At 41.0% G+C, this 22,570-nt stretch carries 17 protein-coding genes and 1 pseudogene; 12 read left to right on the top strand and 6 right to left on the bottom strand.

All coding sequences use genetic code 11. The annotated features are described in order from the left end of the window. Positions 1-100: 100 nt before the first annotated feature. Positions 101-2,938, top strand: a complete 2,838-nt coding sequence (gene rapA / locus C1A47_RS09235; RefSeq protein ID WP_111894646.1) for an RNA polymerase-associated protein RapA — start codon at positions 101-103, stop codon at positions 2,936-2,938. A 56-nt stretch (positions 2,939-2,994) separates the two neighbouring features. Here the strand turns inward: rapA and C1A47_RS09230 are convergent, their stop codons facing one another. Both C1A47_RS09230 and fabR read right to left on the bottom strand, forming a co-directional pair. After that, the gene (locus C1A47_RS09230) at positions 2,995-4,011 is read right to left on the bottom strand and encodes an AI-2E family transporter (protein ID WP_111894892.1); all 1,017 of its coding nucleotides are present in this window, start codon (positions 4,009-4,011) and stop codon (positions 2,995-2,997) included. Between the two features lie 142 nt (positions 4,012-4,153). Next, a complete protein-coding gene (fabR, locus tag C1A47_RS09225; RefSeq protein ID WP_111894644.1) occupies positions 4,154-4,852 on the bottom strand; it encodes an HTH-type transcriptional repressor FabR in 699 nt (232 codons plus the stop codon). A gap of 158 nt (positions 4,853-5,010) precedes the next feature. Between fabR and C1A47_RS09220 the strand changes: the two genes are divergently transcribed. Both C1A47_RS09220 and C1A47_RS09215 read left to right on the top strand, forming a co-directional pair. Further along, entirely contained in the window at positions 5,011-6,081 is a 1,071-nt protein-coding gene (locus C1A47_RS09220) for a flavin reductase family protein (RefSeq protein ID WP_111894891.1), read from the top strand. Between the two features lie 14 nt (positions 6,082-6,095). Next, complete coding sequence (locus tag C1A47_RS09215) at positions 6,096-7,190, top strand: fatty acid desaturase family protein (protein ID WP_111894642.1); 1,095 nt, start codon at positions 6,096-6,098, stop codon at positions 7,188-7,190. A gap of 43 nt (positions 7,191-7,233) precedes the next feature. Here C1A47_RS09215 and C1A47_RS09210 read toward each other — a convergent pair whose 3' ends face one another. Both C1A47_RS09210 and C1A47_RS09205 read right to left on the bottom strand, forming a co-directional pair. Next, complete coding sequence (locus C1A47_RS09210; protein ID WP_111894640.1) at positions 7,234-7,596, bottom strand: hypothetical protein; 363 nt, start codon at positions 7,594-7,596, stop codon at positions 7,234-7,236. 32 nt (positions 7,597-7,628) lie between these two features. After that, positions 7,629-8,327, bottom strand: coding sequence for an SIMPL domain-containing protein (locus C1A47_RS09205; RefSeq protein ID WP_111894638.1), 699 nt, complete (start codon positions 8,325-8,327; stop codon positions 7,629-7,631). 463 nt (positions 8,328-8,790) lie between these two features. On the opposite strand from C1A47_RS09205, the gene C1A47_RS09200 reads away from it, so the two are divergent. Further along, a complete protein-coding gene (locus C1A47_RS09200; RefSeq protein ID WP_111894636.1) occupies positions 8,791-10,164 on the top strand; it encodes a diaminobutyrate--2-oxoglutarate transaminase in 1,374 nt (457 codons plus the stop codon). Beyond that, positions 10,164-11,696 carry a pyridoxal phosphate-dependent decarboxylase family protein gene (locus C1A47_RS09195; RefSeq protein WP_111894634.1) on the top strand — a complete coding sequence of 511 codons (1,533 nt, stop codon included), beginning with the start codon at positions 10,164-10,166 and terminating at the stop codon, positions 11,694-11,696. Before C1A47_RS09200 ends, C1A47_RS09195 begins: the two co-directional genes overlap by 1 nt. A gap of 57 nt (positions 11,697-11,753) precedes the next feature. On the opposite strand, the gene C1A47_RS09190 is transcribed toward C1A47_RS09195, so the two are convergent. After that, positions 11,754-12,224, bottom strand: coding sequence for an Lrp/AsnC family transcriptional regulator (locus C1A47_RS09190; RefSeq protein WP_111894632.1), 471 nt, complete (start codon positions 12,222-12,224; stop codon positions 11,754-11,756). 132 nt (positions 12,225-12,356) lie between these two features. Here C1A47_RS09190 and C1A47_RS09185 point away from each other — a divergent pair, with 132 nt between their 5' ends. From C1A47_RS09185 to sohB, 7 genes and pseudogenes are all read left to right on the top strand, one after another. Next, positions 12,357-14,078, top strand: coding sequence for an alpha-keto acid decarboxylase family protein (locus C1A47_RS09185; protein ID WP_111894630.1), 1,722 nt, complete (start codon positions 12,357-12,359; stop codon positions 14,076-14,078). 71 nt (positions 14,079-14,149) lie between these two features. Continuing rightward, a pseudogene (locus C1A47_RS09180) lies at positions 14,150-15,561 on the top strand (amino acid permease). A 418-nt stretch (positions 15,562-15,979) separates the two neighbouring features. Continuing rightward, positions 15,980-17,011, top strand: a complete 1,032-nt coding sequence (locus tag C1A47_RS09175; RefSeq protein WP_111894628.1) for a PstS family phosphate ABC transporter substrate-binding protein — start codon at positions 15,980-15,982, stop codon at positions 17,009-17,011. 83 nt (positions 17,012-17,094) lie between these two features. Then, positions 17,095-18,474, top strand: coding sequence for a phosphate ABC transporter permease subunit PstC (gene pstC, locus C1A47_RS09170; RefSeq protein ID WP_111894626.1), 1,380 nt, complete (start codon positions 17,095-17,097; stop codon positions 18,472-18,474). Continuing rightward, positions 18,471-19,862, top strand: a complete 1,392-nt coding sequence (gene pstA / locus C1A47_RS09165; protein WP_111894624.1) for a phosphate ABC transporter permease PstA — start codon at positions 18,471-18,473, stop codon at positions 19,860-19,862. The genes pstC and pstA overlap by 4 nt, the downstream gene beginning before the upstream one ends. 15 nt (positions 19,863-19,877) lie before the next feature. Further along, complete coding sequence (pstB, locus tag C1A47_RS09160; protein WP_111894622.1) at positions 19,878-20,789, top strand: phosphate ABC transporter ATP-binding protein PstB; 912 nt, start codon at positions 19,878-19,880, stop codon at positions 20,787-20,789. Positions 20,790-20,950: 161 nt separating this feature from the next. Continuing rightward, entirely contained in the window at positions 20,951-21,913 is a 963-nt protein-coding gene (gene sohB, locus C1A47_RS09155) for a protease SohB (protein ID WP_111894620.1), read from the top strand. A gap of 46 nt (positions 21,914-21,959) precedes the next feature. Here sohB and C1A47_RS09150 read toward each other — a convergent pair whose 3' ends face one another. Further along, positions 21,960-22,562, bottom strand: coding sequence for an alpha/beta fold hydrolase (locus C1A47_RS09150; RefSeq protein WP_111894890.1), 603 nt, complete (start codon positions 22,560-22,562; stop codon positions 21,960-21,962). Positions 22,563-22,570: the final 8 nt, after the last annotated feature.

Below are 22,570 nucleotides of genomic sequence, written 5' to 3'. Positions count from 1 at the left end.
AATCAGCAGCATAACCTGACGTTTTGTTATGCTTTGTGCGAAAATATTTAGATTGAAGCTAAAAGCCAGCGCGTGCTTTTAGTGCAAACTTGAAATAAAGGTGAAAAAATTGCAACAGTTTGCTATTGGTCAACGTTGGTTATCCGATACTGAAACAGAACTTGGTCTGGGCGTGGTCATCGATGTAGATGAGCGTTCCCTCAGCATTTTATTCCCAAAAAGTGACGAAACACGAGTGTATGCGCGTAGCAATGCACCTTTATCTCGAATTATCTTTAATATCAATGATGAAATCCACGATCAGGAAGGTCAGCTGTGGCTGGTTGAGTCATTAGAAGAACGCTTTGGCGTAATTCGTTACAATGCTGTTCGTACCTTAGACAACGGCGAAGAAGAGCGTAAAACGCTGAATGAAACCCGTATTGGCGCACAAATTCAGCTTTCTAAACCCCTCGATCGCTTATTGGCAAGCCAAGTTGATATTAAAGCTTGGTATGACCTGCGTATCGAAGCGCTTCAACTACAAGCGGGCATGCAAACTAGCCGTTTACGTGGTTTGTTAGGCGCACGCGTCGGTTTAATTCCGCATCAGCTTTATATCGCACATGAAGTGGGTAAGCGTTTTGCACCGCGTGTTTTACTCGCCGATGAAGTCGGTTTAGGTAAAACCATTGAAGCAGGCTTAATCGTACATCAGCAGCTTAAAACTGGGCGTGCTGAACGTATCCTGATTTTGGTGCCAGATTCACTTCAATATCAGTGGATGATTGAAATGCGTCGCCGTTTCAATCTGAATTTTTCATTGTTTGATTTGACCCGTACAGCATCGATTAAAGAACATGATCCTGAACTCAATCCATTCCTGACTGAGCAATGTATTATTGCCAGCGTCGATTTGATGATTGACCATGACGATTTGCGTGAACAAGCAGTCGAAGCAGGCTTTGACTTGCTTGTGGTCGATGAAGCACACCATTTGATGTGGAGTGAAGAAGAGGGCGGCAATGACCGTTACGACTTGGTTGAAGAACTTGCAGAACAAACCGCAGGGGTATTGTTACTGACTGCGACACCTGAACAGTTGGGTGTTGAAAGCCATTTTGCCCGTTTACGTTTGCTTGATCCTCAACGCTTTAGCAGCTTAGATCGTTTCTTGGATGAAGAAGAACAATATCAGCATACTGCGAAAATTGCTGAAGTTTTAATGTCTAATGAAGCCTTGACTGAGCAGCATTTAACTGCGCTTGAAGGTTTGTTGGGGCATCGTATTGAAGATCAGCCTGAACAGCGTTATCAGGCGATTCATGAATTGCTTGACCGTCATGGTACAGGTCGTATTTTATTCCGTAATACTCGTGAAGCCATTCAAGGCTTTCCAGGGCGTGATTGTCAGCCTGCGGCATTGCCTGCACCTGCTGATTGGTCAATCGATGGTAAGCTACGTGAGCAAATGTGGCCAGAAGAAGAACAGCTTGATGGTTCTTGGATGGAAACAGATCCACGCGTGGCTTGGCTCATGGAAATTCTGCGTAAAGATTTAAAACACAAAAAAGTTTTATTGATTGCACGTAGTGGGCCAGTAGTTGAAGCATTGGAAAGTGCTTTACGCTTGCATGCGGGTGTACGTACCGCAATGTTCCACGAAGGCATGAGCCTACTTGAACGTGACCAAGCGGCAGCCTACTTTGCTGAAGAAAGTTATGGTGCACAAATCCTCCTGTGTTCTGAGATTGGTTCAGAAGGGCGTAATTTCCAGTTTGCCAGTGACCTGATTTTATTTGACTTGCCTGCCAACCCAGATGTACTCGAGCAGCGTATTGGTCGTTTAGACCGTATTGGTCAGCAAAACCGTATTCAGATTCATGTGCCGTACTTACAAGGTACAGCGCAAGAACGCATGTTCCGTTGGTATAACGAAGCCTTAAATATCTTTGGCAACATTTCACCAACTGCACAGACCTTACAAGAAAACTTTATTGTTGATCTGAAAGAATGCTTGCTGGCGGATATGGGGCAGAAGTTTAAAGATTTACTTGAAGAAGTCAATGTTCAGCGTGAAGCACTTGAAGCAGAACTCCAAGCAGGTCGTGATCGTTTGCTTGAGTATAATTCTTGTCGTCCAGTGATTGCACAGGAAATTGTGCAGGCACTTGAAGATTACGATGACAATACGACATTGCCAATGTTTGTGAAGCGTTTCATGTCTTCGACCAACATTGACTTTGACGAGCAAAGCAATGGTACGGTCATCATTAAACCGACGGATCAAATGCAGGTTCAAGGTTTGACACTGGATGAAGAAGGTATGACCGCGACGTTCTATCGTGATCAGGCGCAGATTCGTGAAGATGCACAGTATTTGACCCTTGAGCATCCATTTATTGAAAGCATGATGGAAATGATCAACACCCAAGCGTTTGGCAGTACCAACGTTGCTGTGTTGAAATCAAATGCCTTGAAACAAGGTTCAGTGCTGATTGAAGTTTGGTTTAAAGTTGATGTGATTGCACCAAAGTCACTGAATTTACCTGCAAGCTTGCCACAGCAGTTGGTGCGTGTCTTACTCAGTGAAAATGGTCAGGACTTGTCAGCCAAGATTGATCCAATGATGTTGAGACCACATTTGCACCATCTTGATGGCAATAGCTGTCGCCAAGTAGTGAAAGCTCGCCGTGATGTGATTGAATCACGCTATCGTCAGGCACTCGACATTGCTAAAACTGTGCTGCCTGAACTGAAACAGCAAGCGAAAAACAACTATGGTCAGCAATGGCAATACGAAATTGAGCGTTTAAGCTATTTAAAACAGTTCAACCCAAGTATTCGTCAGGATGAAATTGAACGCCTGCAAAAATTCCAGCAGGAAGGTTTGAGTTTGTTAGATAGCTTGTCGATTACACCAGAAGCGATTCAGGTTTTGGTCGTGGTTAAGCCTTAATCTACGCTGAAAAGAAAAAAGCCCTTCATTTTGAGGGGCTTTTTTATACATCAGATTTATATCAGTTTTGCATCGGTCATTTCGAGCTTGATATAGGCATAGAAAATTGGTGCTGCAATCAGTCCACCAAAACCGAAAATGGCTTCGAAGATCAGCATGGCAAGCAAGACTTCCCATGCATGTGCATTTATTTTGCTGCCTACAATTTGGGCATTAATAAAATACTCAAGTTTATGAATCAAAATTAAATAAACCAGTGCAGCAGCAGCTACAGGCAAAGAAATTGTTAGACCTGAAATGATGATTAGGGTATTTGAAATTAAATTTCCAGCAATTGGAATTAATCCAAAAATAAATGTCAAAATGGTTAAGGTCTTTGCGAAAGGAATGTGCACACCAAAAAATGGTAAAGCGATAAACACAAAAATAATAAAGAGTGCGGTATTGATCAGTGAAATTTTAATTTGGGCAAAAACCACATTTCGAAATGATAATGCTAGTTTTTCAATACGTTGCATCAGCGCAGATTTGAATACGGGTTGAGTATCTTGGTAGCTAAAGGAATGAATCGAAACTAAAACTCCAATAATCAGTCCAATTAGCATTGTGGCGAAATTATGCAGAATATCAGAGCCTGTATGCCTTAAAATGGTGACATTATCCTTTAATAAAATAAAGATATGATTTTTGAGATCAGTCACACTGTTCGGAATATAGATCGGAACATATTTGGAGACTTCTTGTTGTAATAAAATCAGGGTTTGGTCTACTTTTTCGCTAAAAGCAGCAAGACCAGGGCCTTGCAGATCGTAAATGACAAAGCTGGTTAGGCTGGTAATCAGGAAAGCGATTAAGGAAACAACAACAATGCTGAGCACAATACTGATAATCAATCTGGCACGATGACTATCAATATATTTATCAATCATTTTGCTTAAGCTATGAATAATTTCGTAAATTAAAAAACCAGAAAAAAAGCTCGGTAAGAGGTGCAAAGGGATAACGACGAGCAAAAAAAGAATAACAAGAATATAGCTTGCCAGAGTACTCTGTCTGTCGCTCAAGATATTCATGATGATGTATGACCCGATATTTAGCAAAAGAAGTGCCATAGGAGATGCAATGAGACGGGGCAGAATTGTATTAATCCTAGACAAGTTGTCATTCTAACTGCTTCGGGAATACTTAGAAATAACCAAATTGATGTTTATTAATTTAGTGAATTTTTGCTTCATCTAGTCGGCGGGCACCTTCCAAAATCATCTGAATCATGATCATGGTTTGCGCAGCAACAGCATTTCGCTCATTCGCGGGTAGATCAATGACTTTAGCGCCCATATTAAAAACAAGCTGGGTAATGGCTTTAGCGGCCAAATCTGGATGAAAAAGACGGTTTCGATTCAATCGCTCTAAACGAATCAAGTCTTCTTGTAATTCTTGTTGGAAAAAACTGAGCTGTTGTTCAACGGCTTGTTTATAAGAAGTAGAGCCTGTATAGCCTTCTCTGAGTAAGAGGCTCAAGTTGCCATCATCTGCATCTAGCTGCTGTAAAAAAACTTCGACTGATGTACGAATGATACTTGCTTCTTTAGATGCTTTAAGGCGTGCTTCACGAATAATTTGACGTAGCACAACCCCTGCACGATTGATGAGTTCGATGGCAAGTTCATCTATATCTTTGAAATGTCGATAAAAGCTATTAGGTGCAATGCCTGCCTCACGTGCGACTTCACGCAAACTTAGTGAGGAAATACTTTTTTCTGGACCAATCAGATTAAGTGCAGCTTGAAAGAGTTCTTCCTTGGTAATTGTGGCTTTTCGACCTGCGCTACGCGTAGGTGTTTTTGCTTGAGCAGCAGGAGCGTCAAGTAATAAGTGGTCAGTCGGCACAGCAATTGTCGATACAGGTGGCATGGAAACTCATGTAGCAAGCTCGGATTTATTTATGGATTATAGCCTTAGAATTGAAAGATAAGAAATAGTAGAAAGAATTGTTTATCTATTGCATAAATACTATACAAATATATATACATGTGTATAATAATTAAAAAGTCATAGTTGAGATGACCATGGTGCATACAATACAACGTAAAAAACAGCTTGTAGATTTTTTGTCTGGCAGTGTTTATGACAGTAAAACAGTGAATTTCTGGCTTCAGAAAGTGAACCCACTGTGGTCAACTCATGAGATGCTTGGACGAATTGTTAAAAAGCAAGAAATTGCTGATGATGTCGTGAGTTTGACGATTCACTGCAACCAGCGCATGCAATTTGGTGTTGCGGGTCAGCATCATCCTGTACATGTCGAAATTCATGGTCGTCGTTATGAGCGTACATATAGCTTGACGCAGTTGGATGCACATCATGTACAGCTGACTTTGAAAAAGATTCAAGGTGGTATTGTGAGTACTTGGTTGTGTGAAACAGCACAAGTCGGCGACATTATTGAATTTGGTCAACCGTATGGCGACATGCTGATTAATACACAGTCACAAAAGCAGTTGTTACTCTTGGCTGCAGGTAGCGGTATTACACCAATTTACAGTATGTTGGCTGCATTAGCGAAATCAGGCCAGCTCAAAGATTATGACATTCATTTGATGTACTGGGCTCAACATGCAACAGGTTTAGCCTTTAAAACAGAATTTGAAGCGTGGCAACAGACTTATCCAAACTTCAAATTCACCGCTTTGTGTACACGTGATGAGCCAGCAGCAGAGCGTATTAATGCAAAACATACAGAATTGGCTGCTGATTTTGCTGAGCGAACTGTCTTTGCTTGTGGTCCATCTGGTTTTGTAAACGCAGCAGAAAATGTTTTTGCTGGTGCAAAACTCTTTAAAGGTGAAGCCTTTAGCTTAACGCCAATCGAAACCAATGATATTGGTTTTGTAAACGTGACTTTAAGCAAATCAAATAAAACGATTGCAATTGCAAAAGGACAGCCAATTTTGGTGGGTCTGGAGCAAGCTCAGTTAAAACCAACACATGGTTGCCGTATGGGTATTTGTAACAAGTGTGCTTGTAACAAAGCATCTGGTGCAACAAAGAATTTAAATAACCAGTCTGAAAATACTGAACCTAATAGTTTACTCCGTTTATGTGTCAACTCCGCCCAAACTGACCTTGTGTTAGATCTTTAAGAGAGGCATCTACTATGAATATGCAAGTAAAACCGCAATATTTTAAAAATCCGAAAAACAGCGAACTTACAGAAGAACAGTTAGATGCACTTGCTCAAGAGTTAGATGCAATCAAGCAAGAAGTTGTGGATGACTTGGGTGAAAAAGATGCCAAGTATATTCGCCGTGTTTATTCAGTGGTGCGCTATAGCAGCCTTGCAGGTCGTGCGTTGTTGTTCGCGGGCTGGTTCCCGCCAGCATGGATATTGGGTACGGGCTTATTAGGCGTATCTAAAATTTTGGAAAACATGGAAGTCGGTCACAACGTCATGCATGGTCAGTATGACTGGATGAACGATCCGAAATTCATGGGTCAAACTTACGAATGGGACAACGTGGGGACAGGGGATAACTGGCGCCAAACTCACAACTATAAGCATCATACTTATACCAACATTAAAGGTATGGATGATGATATCGGTTATGGCTTGGTTCGTTTGTTCCCAGAACAACGCTGGAAGAAAAGCTACCTGTTGCAACCGTTGTACAGCATTCCATTTTGCTTGTTGTTCCAATGGGGCGTTGCGATTCAAAATCTAGAAGTTGGTAAACTGATGATGGGTCGTAAAACCAAAGCTAGGTTCTTGCAAGAAATGCGTCCAGTTCAACGCAAAGCTGCAAAGCAATTGTTTAAAGACTATGTCTTTTTCCCATTGGTTGCAGGCCCAAGTGCTGTTCCAGTTCTACTTGGAAACTTGGCTGCAAATGGTATCCGAAATGCTTGGACATTTAGCATTATTTTCTGTGGGCACTTCACTAAAGATGTTGAAGTTTTCCCGAAAAGTGTTTTGGAAAATGAAAGCCGTGGACACTGGTATATGCGCCAAATTCGTGGTTCATCAAACTTATCAGGTTCAGAAGCATTTCATATTTTGACTGGTCACTTGAGCCATCAAATTGAACATCACTTGTTCCCAGAAGTACCTGCACGCCGTTATCGTAAGATGGGGCCAAAAGTTGAAGCAGTATGTAAAAAATATGGCTTGAACTACAACAATGCCAGCCTGTTTAAACAATACGGACAAGTTTTAGGACGTATCTTGAAATACTCATTACCATTTAAAAAGTAATGTGTTAGGCATAAAAAAGCGCAGTTTAAACTGCGCTTTTTTATTAATTAAAGATCAGGTTGACACTTGATCCAGTAAACATCTGCTTGATTGCTTTACGTAAGTCATCATGCTGATCTGCAAGTTCAATATGAATACTGCTGTACTCTAAATCTTCGGCAACATCGTCCGTGAGTTGAATGACCATTTGTGTATCAAAGATACGAATAGATTCAATTACATGTTGGAACTCAACATCAGTTTCATTGACGAGTAATCCGATTTGTTGATCGGCAGGGACATCAGATTCTTCAAAACGGCTTAAAATGACAAAATCAATTGGGTCAAATTCATCATCTGCTAAGCCAATGCTGAAAACATCATCATCATGACTACATGAAATATGATTGGCATTGAAAGATTTCATCTGGTTATCCCGCTAAATATTAATTCAAGCTTTTATTTTAATTGAATTGTTCCGTTTGCGCTGACACTAATTTTAGATTCACCCGCATTCATATCCTGTGCCATTGGTGAAGCTTCAGCAAATTTTGCAGTGCGCAATGAACTCATCATCACTGGTCGGTAATTATTATTTGTGTTGATGTTGAGATTAATCAGGTTGTAACCATTTTTGTGCCAAGACTGGCTCATGAGTTGGGCACGTTGTTGGAAATTTTTGGATGCTTCCATCATAAGCTCATTTTCGATTTTGCTACGTTGTTCATCAGAAACACTAAAGCCGATTGAATCTGTTTGGAAGTTTTGTTGCAATTCACTGATTAGCTGACTTGCTGCTTTAAAGTCATGGCTTTGAATCTGTAATTCGGCACGACCACGCCATTCTTTAAGCTTCTTGTTGTCAGTATCATAAATTGGGTACGTGCTTTGAGCCCCTGTTTTGACTTTTACTTGAGGATATTTTTTTGCTAAAGCTAATGCCTGATTCATTTGCATGTTGATCTGATTGGCCAGTTCAGCAGGTTGTTTGTTGCTTTTCTCAATATAGAGTACAGCTTGAATCTGATCGTTAGAAACTTCGCGAGAAGCATCGGCCTGAATACTCACAACGTTGTAATTTAATGCATCTGTGGTGGCTGCAAAAACAGGGCTACTGACACTAGCAAGAATTAAGCTAGATACAAGCAAATTTCTCATAAATTTTCCTTAAATTTGGAGTGTTTGTTATCAGGCTCATGTTAATTGTATAAAACGGATTATATAAAGTGAAATTGTCGCTTCTTTGTAATACTTTTTTGGTTTTTGTATCTAATGTTAAAGTATAAAAATTTTTAAATTCAGTAGCTTAAATATTGAGTGATTTATTGTGAAAGCTATTGATTGAAAAATAGAAAAATATTTCTTAAGAGATGGATTTTCTTATTTTTGTCATGGAGTATCATGATAATGAAGCTAATTGATTAGATAAATTTTTTTTTTAATGAAATTAGGTTAAATAAAGAGCTAAAAGGTCTTTATTTTTATAGAAAAAAGGGTATTATCGCCCTCCTAGTTATAAGATATAAATTTTGTCTAACTAGAACTCTACAAGCACCGAGTCAAAGGACCACAAGTCACCAGACTTATTTCTTTCAACCCATATCAGAGATGGTAATTCGATATGAGCGTTACTTCTGTAAATCCTGCCACCAATTCTACTAACGAATATTATTTGACTCGCCAAAGTCAGATGGAATCGAATGTTCGTAGTTATCCACGTAAATTACCGTTAGCGATAGCGAAAGCACAAGGTTGTTGGGTTACTGATGTTGAAGGTACTGAGTACCTTGATTGTTTAGCTGGTGCAGGGACATTGGCATTAGGTCATAACCACCCTGCGGTTATTCAAAGCATTCAGGACACTCTTACAAGTGGTATTCCTTTGCATACTTTGGATTTAACGACTCCTTTAAAAGATGCTTTTACCGAAGCTTTATTGGCGTACTTGCCAGGTGGTAAAGAAGAATATTGTTTACAGTTCTGTGGTCCATCTGGTGCAGATGCAACAGAAGCAGCAATTAAACTTGCAAAAACATATACTGGCCGTTCAACAGTGATCAGCTTCTCTGGTGGCTATCACGGTATGACACACGGTTCATTGGCAATGACAGGCAACTTGAGTGCAAAAAATGCAGTCAATAACTTAATGCCTGGCGTGCAATTTATGCCATATCCACACGAATACCGTTGCCCACTAGGTCTTGGTGGTGAAGCGGGTGTTGATGCATTAACTTACTACTTTGAACAATTCATTGAAGACGTTGAAAGTGGTGTAACTAAGCCAGCAGCCGTGATTCTTGAAGCAATTCAAGGTGAAGGTGGTGTGGTTGTTGCGCCAACCAAATGGTTGCGTAAAATCCGTGAAGTGACTGAAAAGCACAACATCGTTTTAATCTTGGACGAAGTTCAAGCTGGTTTCGCACGTTCAGGTAAAATGTTCGCCTTTGAATATGCAGGAATCGAGCCTGATGTTGTTGTAATGTCAAAAGCGGTTGGCGGTGGTTTACCACTTGCTGTATTGGGTATTAAACGTAAGTTTGATGCTTGGCAACCTGCGGGTCACACGGGTACTTTCCGTGGTAACCAATTGGCAATGGGTACAGGTTTAGTGGTATTAAAAACCATTACTGAACAAAAACTTGCTCAAAATGCCCAAGAACGCGGTGATTTCTTACAAGCTGAAATTAAACAATTGGCACAAGAATTCCCATGTATCGGTAACGTACGTGGCCGTGGTTTGATGGTTGGTATTGAAATTGTAGATGAGCGCAAAGCGGCTGATCACATGGGTTCTTTACCAGCAGATGCACAACTTGCAGCAGCAATTCAGACAGCATGCTTTAACAACAAATTGTTGTTAGAAAAAGGTGGTCGTAACGGTACAGTAATTCGTTTACTTTGCCCATTGATCATCACTCAAGAAGAGTGTGTAGAAGTTATTACACGCTTCAAGAAAGCAGTTGCTGAGGCGCTTGTTGCCGTTCGAGGTGCTTAATGGTTGATTTTGCGCAACATCGTAAAGCTTTACTTTGTAATGATGCACAATCTATTGCTGACTATGAGTCAGCAATGGGTGAAGCTGTAAAAGCAGTTTCAGCATGGTTGCAAAATGACAAAATGTACACGGGCGGCAGCATCAAAGATTTGCGTGCAGCGATTTCTTTCAAGCCATCAAAAGATGGTTTGGGTGTACAAGACTCATTGCAACGTATGGTTGAGCTTTTTCTCAATAAAAGCTTAAAAGTCCATCATCCACATTCTTTAGCACATTTACACTGCCCGACTATGGTGATGAGCCAAATCGCGGAAGTGTTAATCAATGCAACCAACCAATCGATGGACTCTTGGGATCAAAGCCCAGCGGGCTCATTGATGGAAGTTCAGTTGATTGACTGGCTTCGTCAAAAAGTCGGTTATGGCTCAGGTCAGGCAGGGGTATTTACCTCTGGTGGTACGCAATCTAACCTTATGGGTGTATTGCTTGCACGTGACTGGTGTATTGCTAAAAACTGGAAAAATGAAGACGGTCAGGAATGGTCTGTTCAGCGTGATGGCGTACCTGCCGATGCGTTGAAAAAAGTCAAAGTCATTTGTTCTGAAAATGCACACTTCTCTGTGCAAAAGAACATGGCAATGATGGGCATGGGCTTCCAGTCAGTTGTTACTGTTCCTGTGAATGAAAATGCACAGATGGATGTTGATGCGCTTGAAAAAACCATGGCGCATTTACAAGCTGAAGGCAAAATCGTGGCTTGTGTGGTTGCAACAGCAGGTACAACCGATGCTGGTGCAATTGATCCACTCAAGAAAATTCGTGAACTGACCACTCAGTATGGCGCATGGATGCATATCGATGCAGCTTGGGGTGGCGCACTGATTCTTTCTAATGACTATCGTTCAATGCTGGACGGTATTGAATTGTCAGACTCAGTGACACTGGATTTCCATAAGCACTATTTCCAAAGCATTAGCTGTGGTGCGTTCTTGTTGAAAGATGAAGCCAACTATCGCTTTATGCATTATGAAGCAGAATACCTAAACTCTGCTTATGATGAAGAACATGGTGTACCAAACCTTGTTTCTAAATCATTACAAACGACTCGTCGTTTTGATGCATTGAAATTGTGGATGACTGTTGAAGCATTGGGTGAAGAACTTTACGGTTCAATGATCGATCATGGTGTTAAATTGACACGTGAAGTTGCTGACTATATTAAAGCAACACCAGGTCTTGAATTGTTGATTGAGCCACAATTTGCTTCTGTGTTGTTCCGTGTTGTGCCTGAAGGTTATCCTGCTGAATTCTTGGATAGCTTGAACCAGAACGTTGCTGATGAATTGTTTGCACGTGGTGAGGCAAATATTGGTGTAACTAAAGTGGGCGATGTTCAATCATTGAAAATGACCACTTTAAGCCCAGTGGCAACACTAGAAAACGTTCAGAACTTACTTGCATTGGTCTTGGCTGAAGCAGATCGCATTAAAGATGCGATTGCAGCAGGAACTTATGTTCCAGCGATTGACTAAGCCCTAAGCTGCTTTGTAAAAAAGCCCAGTTTCAATGACTGGGCTTTTTTTATGGAATTAATAACGCAGTTTTGGCTGAACTGAAAAATGACACTGTTCTTTAAATTTTTTTAGGACGATGTAGGATTTAATATGGCTGATTAAATTACAGGATAACAGCTTGTCAGTCACAAACTGCGAGAGCTGTTCCAGATTCTCAGCGACCACTTTTAAAATAAAATCAGCATCACCACTTAAAGAAAATGCATCCTGAATGCTGTCTTCGTTTTCAATTAATTCCTGAAAGGCCTGTTGTGATTGTTTTTCATGTGTACGTAGATTAACGTGAATCATGGCGGTCACTTCAAGCCCTAACGCTTTCTGATAAATGCGGGCACTGTAACCCAAAATTACGCCTTTTTGTTCAAGGAGCTGTCGCCTGCGTGAGCATTGGGATGCAGATAAACCAATCAAATCGCCAATTTCCTGATTGGTCAATCGACCATTGTGTTGTAAGGCATGAATGATCTTCCAGTCAAACTTATCCATTGCATCAAATCCTTTTATGATACACATCTTGTGCATTTTTATTAAAATCCGTTTCTATTATGCATGAAATCAAAAAAACAGATGAAATATTATTTCTTATGGAAGGATATCTAAAATAAGGAATAGATAAAAATGCGTATGGAAATTGGTGAGTTTTTAAATAAACGATTGAAACAGCTTGGAATTTTTCATGTATTTGGTGTGCCAGGCGATTTTAATTTGTCTTATCTTGAGCAGATACAAGCAGATACCCAGCTCGAATTTATAGGCAACTGTAATGAATTAAATGCAGCTTATGCCGCTGATGGTTATGCACGTATTCAACGTTTTTCAGCTTTAGTGACGACTTATGGTGTGGGTGATTTAAGCGCGATCAATGCCATAGCAGGAGCTTATGCTGAGCATGTGCCTGTGGTTCATATTTCAGGTATTCCACCATTGCATGCAGTGCAAAATGGGGAGTTGATTCACCATACCTTGGTGGATGGTAACTATGATAACGTCATGCACTGCATGCAAGAGTTTACAGTTGCACAAACACGTTTAACACCTGCCAATGCCGTGAGTGAAATTGATCGTGTACTGCGTCAGTGTATTTTGGAACGTCGACCTGTCTATTTGCAATTGCCTTCCGATATTACTCATCTCAAGATAGAAGTCAATGTGCCTGAACTTGATTTAAATCATCCTCACAGTGATCCTGAGCAGTTGCAGGCTGTGGTTGAGAAAATTGCGCAGAAGTGGAGTAAAGCACAGCGACCAGTATTGTTAATTGATCAGGAAGCTCAGGTTTTTCAGGTCACAGCATTATTAAAAACACTGGCTGAACGATGCTCGATTCCTTTTGTTTGTTTGCCCACCTCTAAAAACATTATGGATGAAGGCTCGGCATCTTATGCTGGGGTCTATGTTGGAGCGGCGAGCCATCCGCAGACACGTGAGATTGTGGAGAATTCAGACTGTTTGATTGGTATCGGTGTGCGTTTTACCGATGTGGCAACAGGGCTTTTTTCACATCAGATTGATTTTCAAAACTACATTGAGATTCGACAGTCTTTTATTGGTGTGGGAAAACATAATTTTTCAGGCATTGAAATTCAGCAATTACTCACCGAGTTGAATCACTGTCTTGTTAAAAAGACAGTTACTTGGTCAAAACCACAGCAGCCAGTAGCAACACTCGATGTCATTCAGCCAGAGCAAAAGCTCTCTCAAGCAATCTTGTGGAACAGGGTGATGCCATTTTTCCAAGCAGATGATGTGATTTTAGGTGAAGTGGGAACGTCTAACTCAGCATTGTCAGGTTTAAGTTTGCCAGCCACAGCGACTTATATTTCACAACCAATTTGGGGTTCGATCGGTTATACCTTGCCTGCTTTGTTGGGCACATTATTGGCAGCACCTAAGCGTCGTCAAATTCTTTTTATTGGGGATGGTTCACTACAACTGACTGTGCAGGAATTATCGACCATTGTTCGTCATGGACTTAAGCCGATCATTTTTGTGTTGAACAATGGCGGCTATACCATCGAACGGCTGATTTTGGGTGAGCATGCAGCTTATAACGATATTCAAAACTGGAAATACACCAAAATTTTGGATGTCTTTAATGCCGAGCAGCGCTACCACAATTTTAGTGTTGAAACAGAGGGACAACTTGAAACGGTGTTACAGCAGGTGGCGAATCTAGATGAATTGACTCTGATTGAACTCAAGTTGCCTGCCTTGGATGCACCTGCAAGCTTGCATAAATTTGCCGATGCTGTAGCACGTTATGACTATGGTGATTTGGCCTATCAAAAATTAAAAAAGGTTTCAGCAGAACTTAAACCTCAGGTGGTCGTGCCTGTATGAGGTGAGTTAAAAACGCCCAGTGTGAAATGTGTTCAGGGTCACTGGGCAAATAAAAAATCAGTCAAGGATAGATGACGATGACAGTAGATAACATGATGGATGAGCAACAGACATTAAAACAGGGATTATCCAATCGGCATATTCAGTTGATTGCACTGGGTGGTGCAATTGGAACAGGGTTATTTTTAGGAATTTCTCACACTATTCAGCTTGCAGGGCCATCAGTTTTGTTGGGATATGCATTGGCGGGTGTAATCGCATTTCTGATTATGCGGCATTTGGGTGAAATGGTGGTTCATGAACCTGTCAGTGGCTCTTTTAGTTTTTTTGCCAACAAATACTGGGGGCGTATGGCTGGCTTTATGTCGGGCTGGAATTATTGGGTGTTATACGTCTTGGTTAGCATGGCAGAGCTCAGTGCGATCGGGACATTTATTCAGTTTTGGTGGCCTGCAATTCCAACGTGGATGAGTGCATTATTTTTCTTTGTGCTGATCAATGGGATTAACCTGATTAATGTACGTTTTTTTGGTGAGTCGGAGTTTATATTCTCCTGTATCAAGATTATAGCCATTTTAAGTATGATCGGGTTTGGCACAATTTGTTGCTGTCAGGCAATGCAGGTGCTCAGGCGTCGGTCAGCAATTTATGGCAACATGGCGGATTTTTCCCGCATGGCGGTTATGGTCTGGTAATGGCAATGGCACCGATCATGTTTGCTTTTGGTGGGCTGGAACTCATCGGAATTACTGCCGCTGAAACACGAAACCCAAGCCAAACCATTCCTAAAGCCATCAATCAGATTGTGTATCGAATCCTGATCTTTTATGTGGGGGCGATTGGGATTTTACTGTGTTTGTTTCCTTGGGATCATGTGGCACAAGGTGGTAGCCCATTTGTACTGATTTTTCAGTCACTCAATAGTCACGGCGTTGCCAATGTCTTGAATTTTGTGGTGTTGGTGGCCGCGATTTCGGTCTATAACAGTTGTATCTATTGTAATAGTCGGATGCTCCACGGTCTGGCGATGCAAGGCAATGCACCTAAAATATTGAAACGTGTAAATGGGAGAGGAATACCTGTACCAGCAGCTTTGGTCTCTGCTGCGATTACGGCGGGTTGTGTATTGATTAATTATGTGATGCCTGAACAAGCTTTTGGGTTGCTGATGATGCTGGTTGTTTCTGCATTGGTGATTAACTGGTTAATGATTTCATGGACGCATCTAAAGTTTAAGAAAGCGATGCATCAACAGCAATTACAGCCAAGCTTCCAGAGTATTTGGAGTCCTTGGAGTAATTATCTCACCATTGGTTTTGTATTTTTTATCTTACTGATTATGAGCTTAACGCCAGATATGCGAATCGCTGTCATTATGGTGCCGATTTGGTTAGGTTTTTTAGCGGCGATGTATATTTTCAAATACCGTAAACAACAGCTTAGTGGAGATGTTCAGCAAGCACCTTCTAAATTAACGATGTAAAATTACGTCTGAAACAATGAAGCCTTTTCAAGTAGATAAGGCTTCAATCAGATAACAATGACATATTTATGACCGATTAATATGAACTGATATAAATCGGTCATGAATTCGTGACAAATTATTGAGTAACTGATGTTTTTCGCTTTAAAAATAAACAAAAAATATTTGCTAATTCTCTAAATTGTTCAATTTTTATAAGATTTAATGATGAATTTTAGAGGCTTTTTAAGATTTCTAGAAAATACATAAACTTAAGGTTTTGAATTTTAAATATTTTATTTATTTGTTTAAAAAATATGAATAAGTCGTGGGGTTGTAACCTAAGTGTAATATAAAAAAATCAGAATGCAGTCTATCAAATATGAGTTTGCGCAAGAAAAAAGTGAGAGAATTTCTTGGCATAAATTGAGAGATGACAATGAATTTTGGCAACAAATACCTAGCCCTGGCATTTGCTTTGACTGGAGGAACGCTGGCAACAGGTGCACATGCTGCACGCGATACCATCCAAATTGCAGGTTCTTCTACGGTATTGCCTTATGCAAGTATTGTTGCTGAAGATTTTGGGCATATGTTTCCACAATTCAAATCACCTGTTGTTGGTTCTGGTGGTTCATCTGCGGGTTTAAAGCAGTTTTGTCAGGGTGTTGGTGATAACACGATTGATATTGCAAATGCATCACGAAAAATTAAAGACACAGAAATCAGTGCATGTAAAAAAGCAGGCGTCAACAAAATTCAGGAAATCAAAATTGGTTATGACGGTATTGTGTTTGCATCAAGCAGTTCCAAACCGGCATTCAAGTTAAAGCCTTATCATATATTTGCAGCCTTGGCTGAAAAATTGCCATCTAAAGGTAAATTGGTTCCAAACCCATATACACGCTGGAACCAGATTGATCCTACTTTGCCAAATGAACCCATTACACTTGTCATTCCTGCCGCGAATCACGGCACACGTGAAGTATTTCAGGAAAAGATGGTTAACGCTGGATGTGAAGCATACGAATACTTTAAAAAGCTAAATACAGATGAACAGAAAAAAGCATGTTCGAGCTTTCGTAGAGATGGTCGTGTGATTGAGATTTCGGGAGACTACACAGAAACCTTGGCACGTTTGAAAACTGCGCCAAATGCTGTTGGTGTATTTGGATTGGGTTTCTATAATCAAAACCGTGACCGTTTGCGTGTTGCAACGGTAAATAATGTTGTACCAAGTGAAAAAACCATCTTAAATGGTCAGTATCCTGTGTCTCGACCTTTGTATTTCTATGTTAAAAGTGAGCATATGAAAATTATTCAAGGTTTGCCTGAATATGTTGAGTTCTTTTTGAGTAAAAAGGTTTCTGGTAAAGGTTCACAACTTGAAAAAGCAGGTTTGATAGCAATGTCTGATGCTGAGCGGGCACAAGTATTGGCAGATTTCAAAGCAGGTAAAACGGTTAAGTAATTGGATTTGCTCATAAGAAGTTAGTCTAAATCTTCAGATTGACCTTTTGAGCTTTATATAGATGTAAAACGAGCGGAGATACGATGAATCTGCTTCTTTTAGGCGTGCTTTTAGCACTCGTTGCAGTGGCATACCAGTTAGGCTTGAAAAAAAGCCGCCAGTTGGCAGGAGCAGGCAATAGCTCAGTCAGTTTACATTCTCGTCCAGGGTATTATGGGGCACTTGTTGCGATTTGGTGTGGAATTCCTGCTTTTCTCATTTTAGCTCTTTGGAATATTTTAGAGCCTGTTTTCTTAAATCAGGCCATATTTAACCAAGTTCCTACTGCTGTTTTGTCAAGTTTAGATGAAGCGAGTCGAACCGTGCTACTTGAGCGTGTGCAGGCTATTGCTTCAGGGTTTGGTGTAACCGACAGTGCAATGCCGTATGAGCTAAAGGCGGCAGCAGAATATGCCCAAATGGCAAAAATTGGTGAATATGCCAAGTTTGCAGTTGTCATTTGTGTAGCATTAATTGGACTTATTGTTGCACAAAAGAAAATTAGCCAGAAATATCGTGCAAGGAACCGTGTTGAGATCACCATTCGTGTCGGTTTGGCACTTTGTTCAGGTGTTGCGATTCTCACTACCATTGGTATTGTAATGTCGATGCTGAGTGAGGCATTGCACTTCTTCCATTTTGTCAGCCCAAGGACATTTTTCTTTGGTACAGAATGGAATCCTGGTTTTAGTAGCACAGGAAGTGCAGATGGGAGCTATGGTTTATTGCCATTGCTATGGGGAACACTCATGGTCAGTGCAATTGCCTTACTGGTTTCTATTCCTGTGGGACTCATGGTTGCAATCTATCTTGCAGAATATGCTTCATCACGACTACGTGCATGGGCAAAACCAACCATTGAAATTTTGGCAGGTATTCCAACGATTGTGTACGGTGTATTTGCATTAATGGTGATTGGCCCATTTTTTAAATATTTAGGTGCAATAGTCGGACTGGATATTAATGCAACCAGTGCGTTAACGGCTGGTTTTGTCATGGGAATCATGATTATTCCCTTTGTTTCGTCTCTATCGGATGACATCATTACCCAAGTTCCACAAACGCTACGTGATGGTTCTTTAGGCTTGGGTGCGACCCATTCGGAAACTATTCGTCGAGTTGTGCTTCCAGCCGCATTGCCAGGTATTATTGGTGCTTTTTTGCTGGCGACTTCACGAGCCATTGGTGAAACCATGATTGTGGTGCTTGCAGCAGGCAATAGTCCATTGTTGAATGTAAATCCATTACAGGCAGTCTCAACGGTTACCGTGACGATTGTGAACCAGTTAACGGGTGATACAGACTTCGCAAGCCCTCAGGCATTGGTGGCTTTTGCGTTAGGTTTAACTTTGTTTGTGATTACTCTTTGTCTTAATGTTGTTGCACTCTATATTGTGCGTAAATATCGTGAGCAATACGAATGAGTATGTCAGAGACCTCAACGCAGAAAACCTCATGTGATCCGAATATTGCAGCCGAATTGCGTGAGAAACGTAAGCGAATTATTAGTCAGTCTTTGGCAAAGCGCCATCGTAAAGAAAAAACCTTTCGCTTTTTAGGATTATCGGCAGTCATCATTGGATTGTCTTTTGTCGCGATATTATTCGGCAGTATTTTGTACAAAGGTTTGCCATCCTTTTGGCAAATGAGCATGAATTTACCTGTATATTTTGACCCTAAAGTGATTAATGTCGGGCCAAAACCAGTCAAATTTGCAACGGAATCACCAGCAAAATATCAAGAACGATATATCGATTGGCAAACCAAAATGGGAATGCTCGATTGGGACAGTTTGATTGTCAAAGGCATGATTGCGAGAGATGCTAGACTTGCGGGGCATGAAGATGATTTGCGCAGTATGTATGCCAGTACAGAATCATATCGTATTCGAGATATGGTCATTGCAGATCCAAGTCTGGTGGGCAAAAAAGAGGACATCAAATTCCTTGCAGAAGCCAATGTCGATGTTTGGTTAACTGGGAAAATTGACCGTAGTTTACCTGATGATCAGCAACAGCTGAGTCATGAAGTGCGCCAGTTGGCAGATCAATTGAAACAGCAAGGCATCCTTGAGCGCACATTTAACTTCAAGATCTTTACCAATACAGACTCTCGTAGTGCACCAGCAGCCAGTGGTCTGGCTGGTGCATTTATGGGCTCGTTATTCATGATGTTGATCGTGATCTTTGTTGCGATTCCGATTGGTGTTGCAAGTGCAATCTATCTTGAAGAATTTGCTAAGAAAAATATCCTGACCGATATTGTTGAGGTGAACATTAACAACCTCGCGGCTGTCCCATCTATTGTATTTGGTTTGCTGGGCGCTGCAATTTTTGTAGGATGGATGCATTTACCTTTATCGGCGCCATTGGTCGGTGGTTTGGTACTGAGTTTAATGACCTTGCCAACGGTGATTATTACCACGCGTGCATCACTCAAAGCGGTACCACCGTCAATTCGTCAGGCTGCTCAAGGTTTGGGGGCATCAAATGTACAAACCGTTTGTCATCATGTTTTACCACTCGCATTACCAGGGATTTTAACGGGTTCGATTATTGGGGTTGCACAAGCCTTGGGTGAAACTGCGCCGTTACTCTTGATTGGAATGAGTGCTTTTGTGCCAAGTGTCCCATCTACACCGTTAGACCAGTCAACAGCTTTACCTGTACAAATTTACTTATGGCAAGGCAATGAATTACGTAATTTCTTTGAAGGCCGTACCGAGGCAGCCATCATTGTCTTGTTAGCCATGATGCTTGGCTTAAATGGCTTGGCAATTTGGTTACGTAAGAAGTTTGAAGTTCGCTGGTAAGCGGGGCAAAATATAATGAATACGGCAAATAACACTCCATTCCATGCACAGGATACACAGGTGAATCCAGAATCTTATACATCACGCCATGGCACAGAATATCACTCGACAGGCAGTGTACATATTGGGCAGTTCGATCCATACGAAAGCCATAAGAAAAAAGCAGCTCAAGAAGTGAAAATCACAACTGAAAATGTGCATGTGTATTATGGTCAGACTGAAGCCATTAAAGGTATTGATTTAAATATTTACCAAAATGAAGTGATTGCTTTTATTGGGTCATCTGGTTGTGGTAAATCGACATTTTTACGTACTTTGAATCGTATGAATGACACGATTGATGGTTGTCGGGTGACAGGTAAAGTGACGCTGGATCAGCAAGATATCTATGATTCTAGTCTCGATGTGGTGTTATTACGTGCGCAAGTCGGCATGGTGTTTCAGAAACCCAATCCATTTCCAAAGTCTATTTTTGACAACGTGGCTTATGGCCCCAAGTTGCATGGCTTGGCACGCGATAAATACGATATGGAAGAAATTGTGGAAAATAGCTTGCGTAAAGCAGGGCTTTGGGATGAAGTAAAAGATCGTTTAACTCATTCGGGGACAGATTTGTCTGGAGGTCAGCAACAGCGTCTATGTATTGCACGGACTATTGCGGTGAGCCCTGAGGTGATCTTGATGGATGAGCCTTGTTCAGCACTAGACCCGATTGCAACAGCAAAAATTGAAGAACTGATTTCTGAATTGTCAGATCAATATACGATTGCAATTGTCACGCACTCTATGCAACAAGCTGCACGTGTTTCGGATCGCACTGCGTATTTCCATTTGGGCAATTTAATTGAAGTGAATTCGACAGAGAAAGTTTTCACTCAGCCCGATCATCAATTGACAGAGGCCTATATTACAGGGCGCTTTGGCTAGTTTGTTTCTAGACTTTCCTCTTAATATGAAGTCCCTATGCGTTTTGCATGGGGATTTTTTATGAGCTTTAAAATGGAATTGTAGTGATTGTTATTCGACTATTGATTTTTCATGCTTTAGCCCTCATTTTGGAAACATAACTTTATGCTTTAGGCGAAGACATGCTATTTCAATTGCCCAAAATTCCTGCTGAAATTCACGTGACTCATTTAAATGCACGTGTGAATGAACAAAGAAAGAAAATTATTCAAAGTACGACATCAAAATTAGAATTTTTGCAGTTTAATAAGCAGTTAGCCAAAGAAGCCAAGCAACGCAAAAAGAATAATCAAAAAGTGTATGTGATTGACTTCAAAGGTGATGTACAAGCATCTGCGGTTGCAGCATTGCGTGAAGAAATCACCCTGATTTTGTCGACTGCAAAAGCAGGGCAAGACAAAGTTCTAATTCGCCTTGAAAGCCCAGGTGGTATGGTTCATGGTTATGGTCTGGCGGCTGCACAATTGGTGCGGTTACGCGAAGCTGGTTTTCACGTCACGATTGTGGTCGATAAAGTCGCTGCTAGCGGTGGTTATATGATGGCATGTATTGCCAGCGAAATTATTGCAGCACCATTTGCGATTGTCGGGTCAATTGGTGTTGTGGCTCAAGTACCGAACTTTAATCGTTTGCTGCGCGAACATCATGTCGATTTTGAACTCTATACTGCGGGACAGTACAAACGTACAGTCACCATGTTTGGTGAAAACACGCAAGAAGGCAAAGACAAGTTTGAGCAAGAATTGCAGCAAACCCATACTTTATTTAAGCACTTTGTTGAAAAATACCGTCCAAAACTCAATGTTGAAAAAGTCGCCACAGGCGAACACTGGTATGGTCAAGATGCACTAGAGTTGAATTTAGTTGATGAGTTACAAACCTCAGATGAACTGATTTTAAAACTCTTGCCACAGCATGAAGTGTATTTAATTAGTACACGCCGTAAACCGACATTAGGTGAAAAACTGGGTTTACAAGCAGCACAAGTTGCAGATCATGTTGTGCCTGCGGTCATGAATAAATTTGTGGATGTACTGACTAAAGCCAATCAGTCCTTGGTTCAATTACGCGATCCAAAATTATAATCAATGATAGATAAGCCCCAAAGAAGCCAGCGACATGCTGGCTTTTTTAATGCTTGTGTAGAAATGCTCGGATCAGTTGGCTCACTTCACTAGCATGTGTTTTGGCAAAGTGGTGTTGACCATCAGCAATCGTATGAAATTCAGATTGAGGTAATTGTTGATGTAAATACTGGCCTACAGCAATCGGGCTAATCGGATCCTGTTCTCCCCAAAGTAATAGACTTGGACATTTGATTCGATGTAGTTGATCCTGATAGTTGGCTTGAGTTGTAATAAACCAATCGGGGTGATTTAAGTATTCCTCTCGATAGATCTGCCGCCAGTCAGCAACATGAAAGGGGCTAAGGTCAATGCCACCTGAGGTTGCAATGAGTACTACAGCATGAATTAACTCTGGTTTAGCCAGTGCGGCAGCAACAGCAAAGATTCCACCCATGGACTGGGCGACTAAATAACAGGGTTTCTTGATCTGGTTAAGTACGTATTCGGTGAGTTGTTGAAAATTATGAAGGTCAGGGTTGCTGGGGGTTTGACCAAAGCCAGGATAACCTAATATTTTCGAGGAATACTCATCTGAAAGGTTTTGTTGTACAGGCTGCCAGAACTTTGTGCTTCCTGAAGCGCCAGGTAAAAAGAGAATCTGCTTCATATCCATTG

Origin of the sequence: Acinetobacter sp. MB5 (genome assembly GCF_003261585.1) — a bacterium.
Classification (GTDB): domain Bacteria; phylum Pseudomonadota; class Gammaproteobacteria; order Pseudomonadales; family Moraxellaceae; genus Acinetobacter.
The sequence above is the reverse complement of the archived record's forward strand: the minus strand, read 5'-3'. Positions and strand labels throughout refer to the sequence as shown.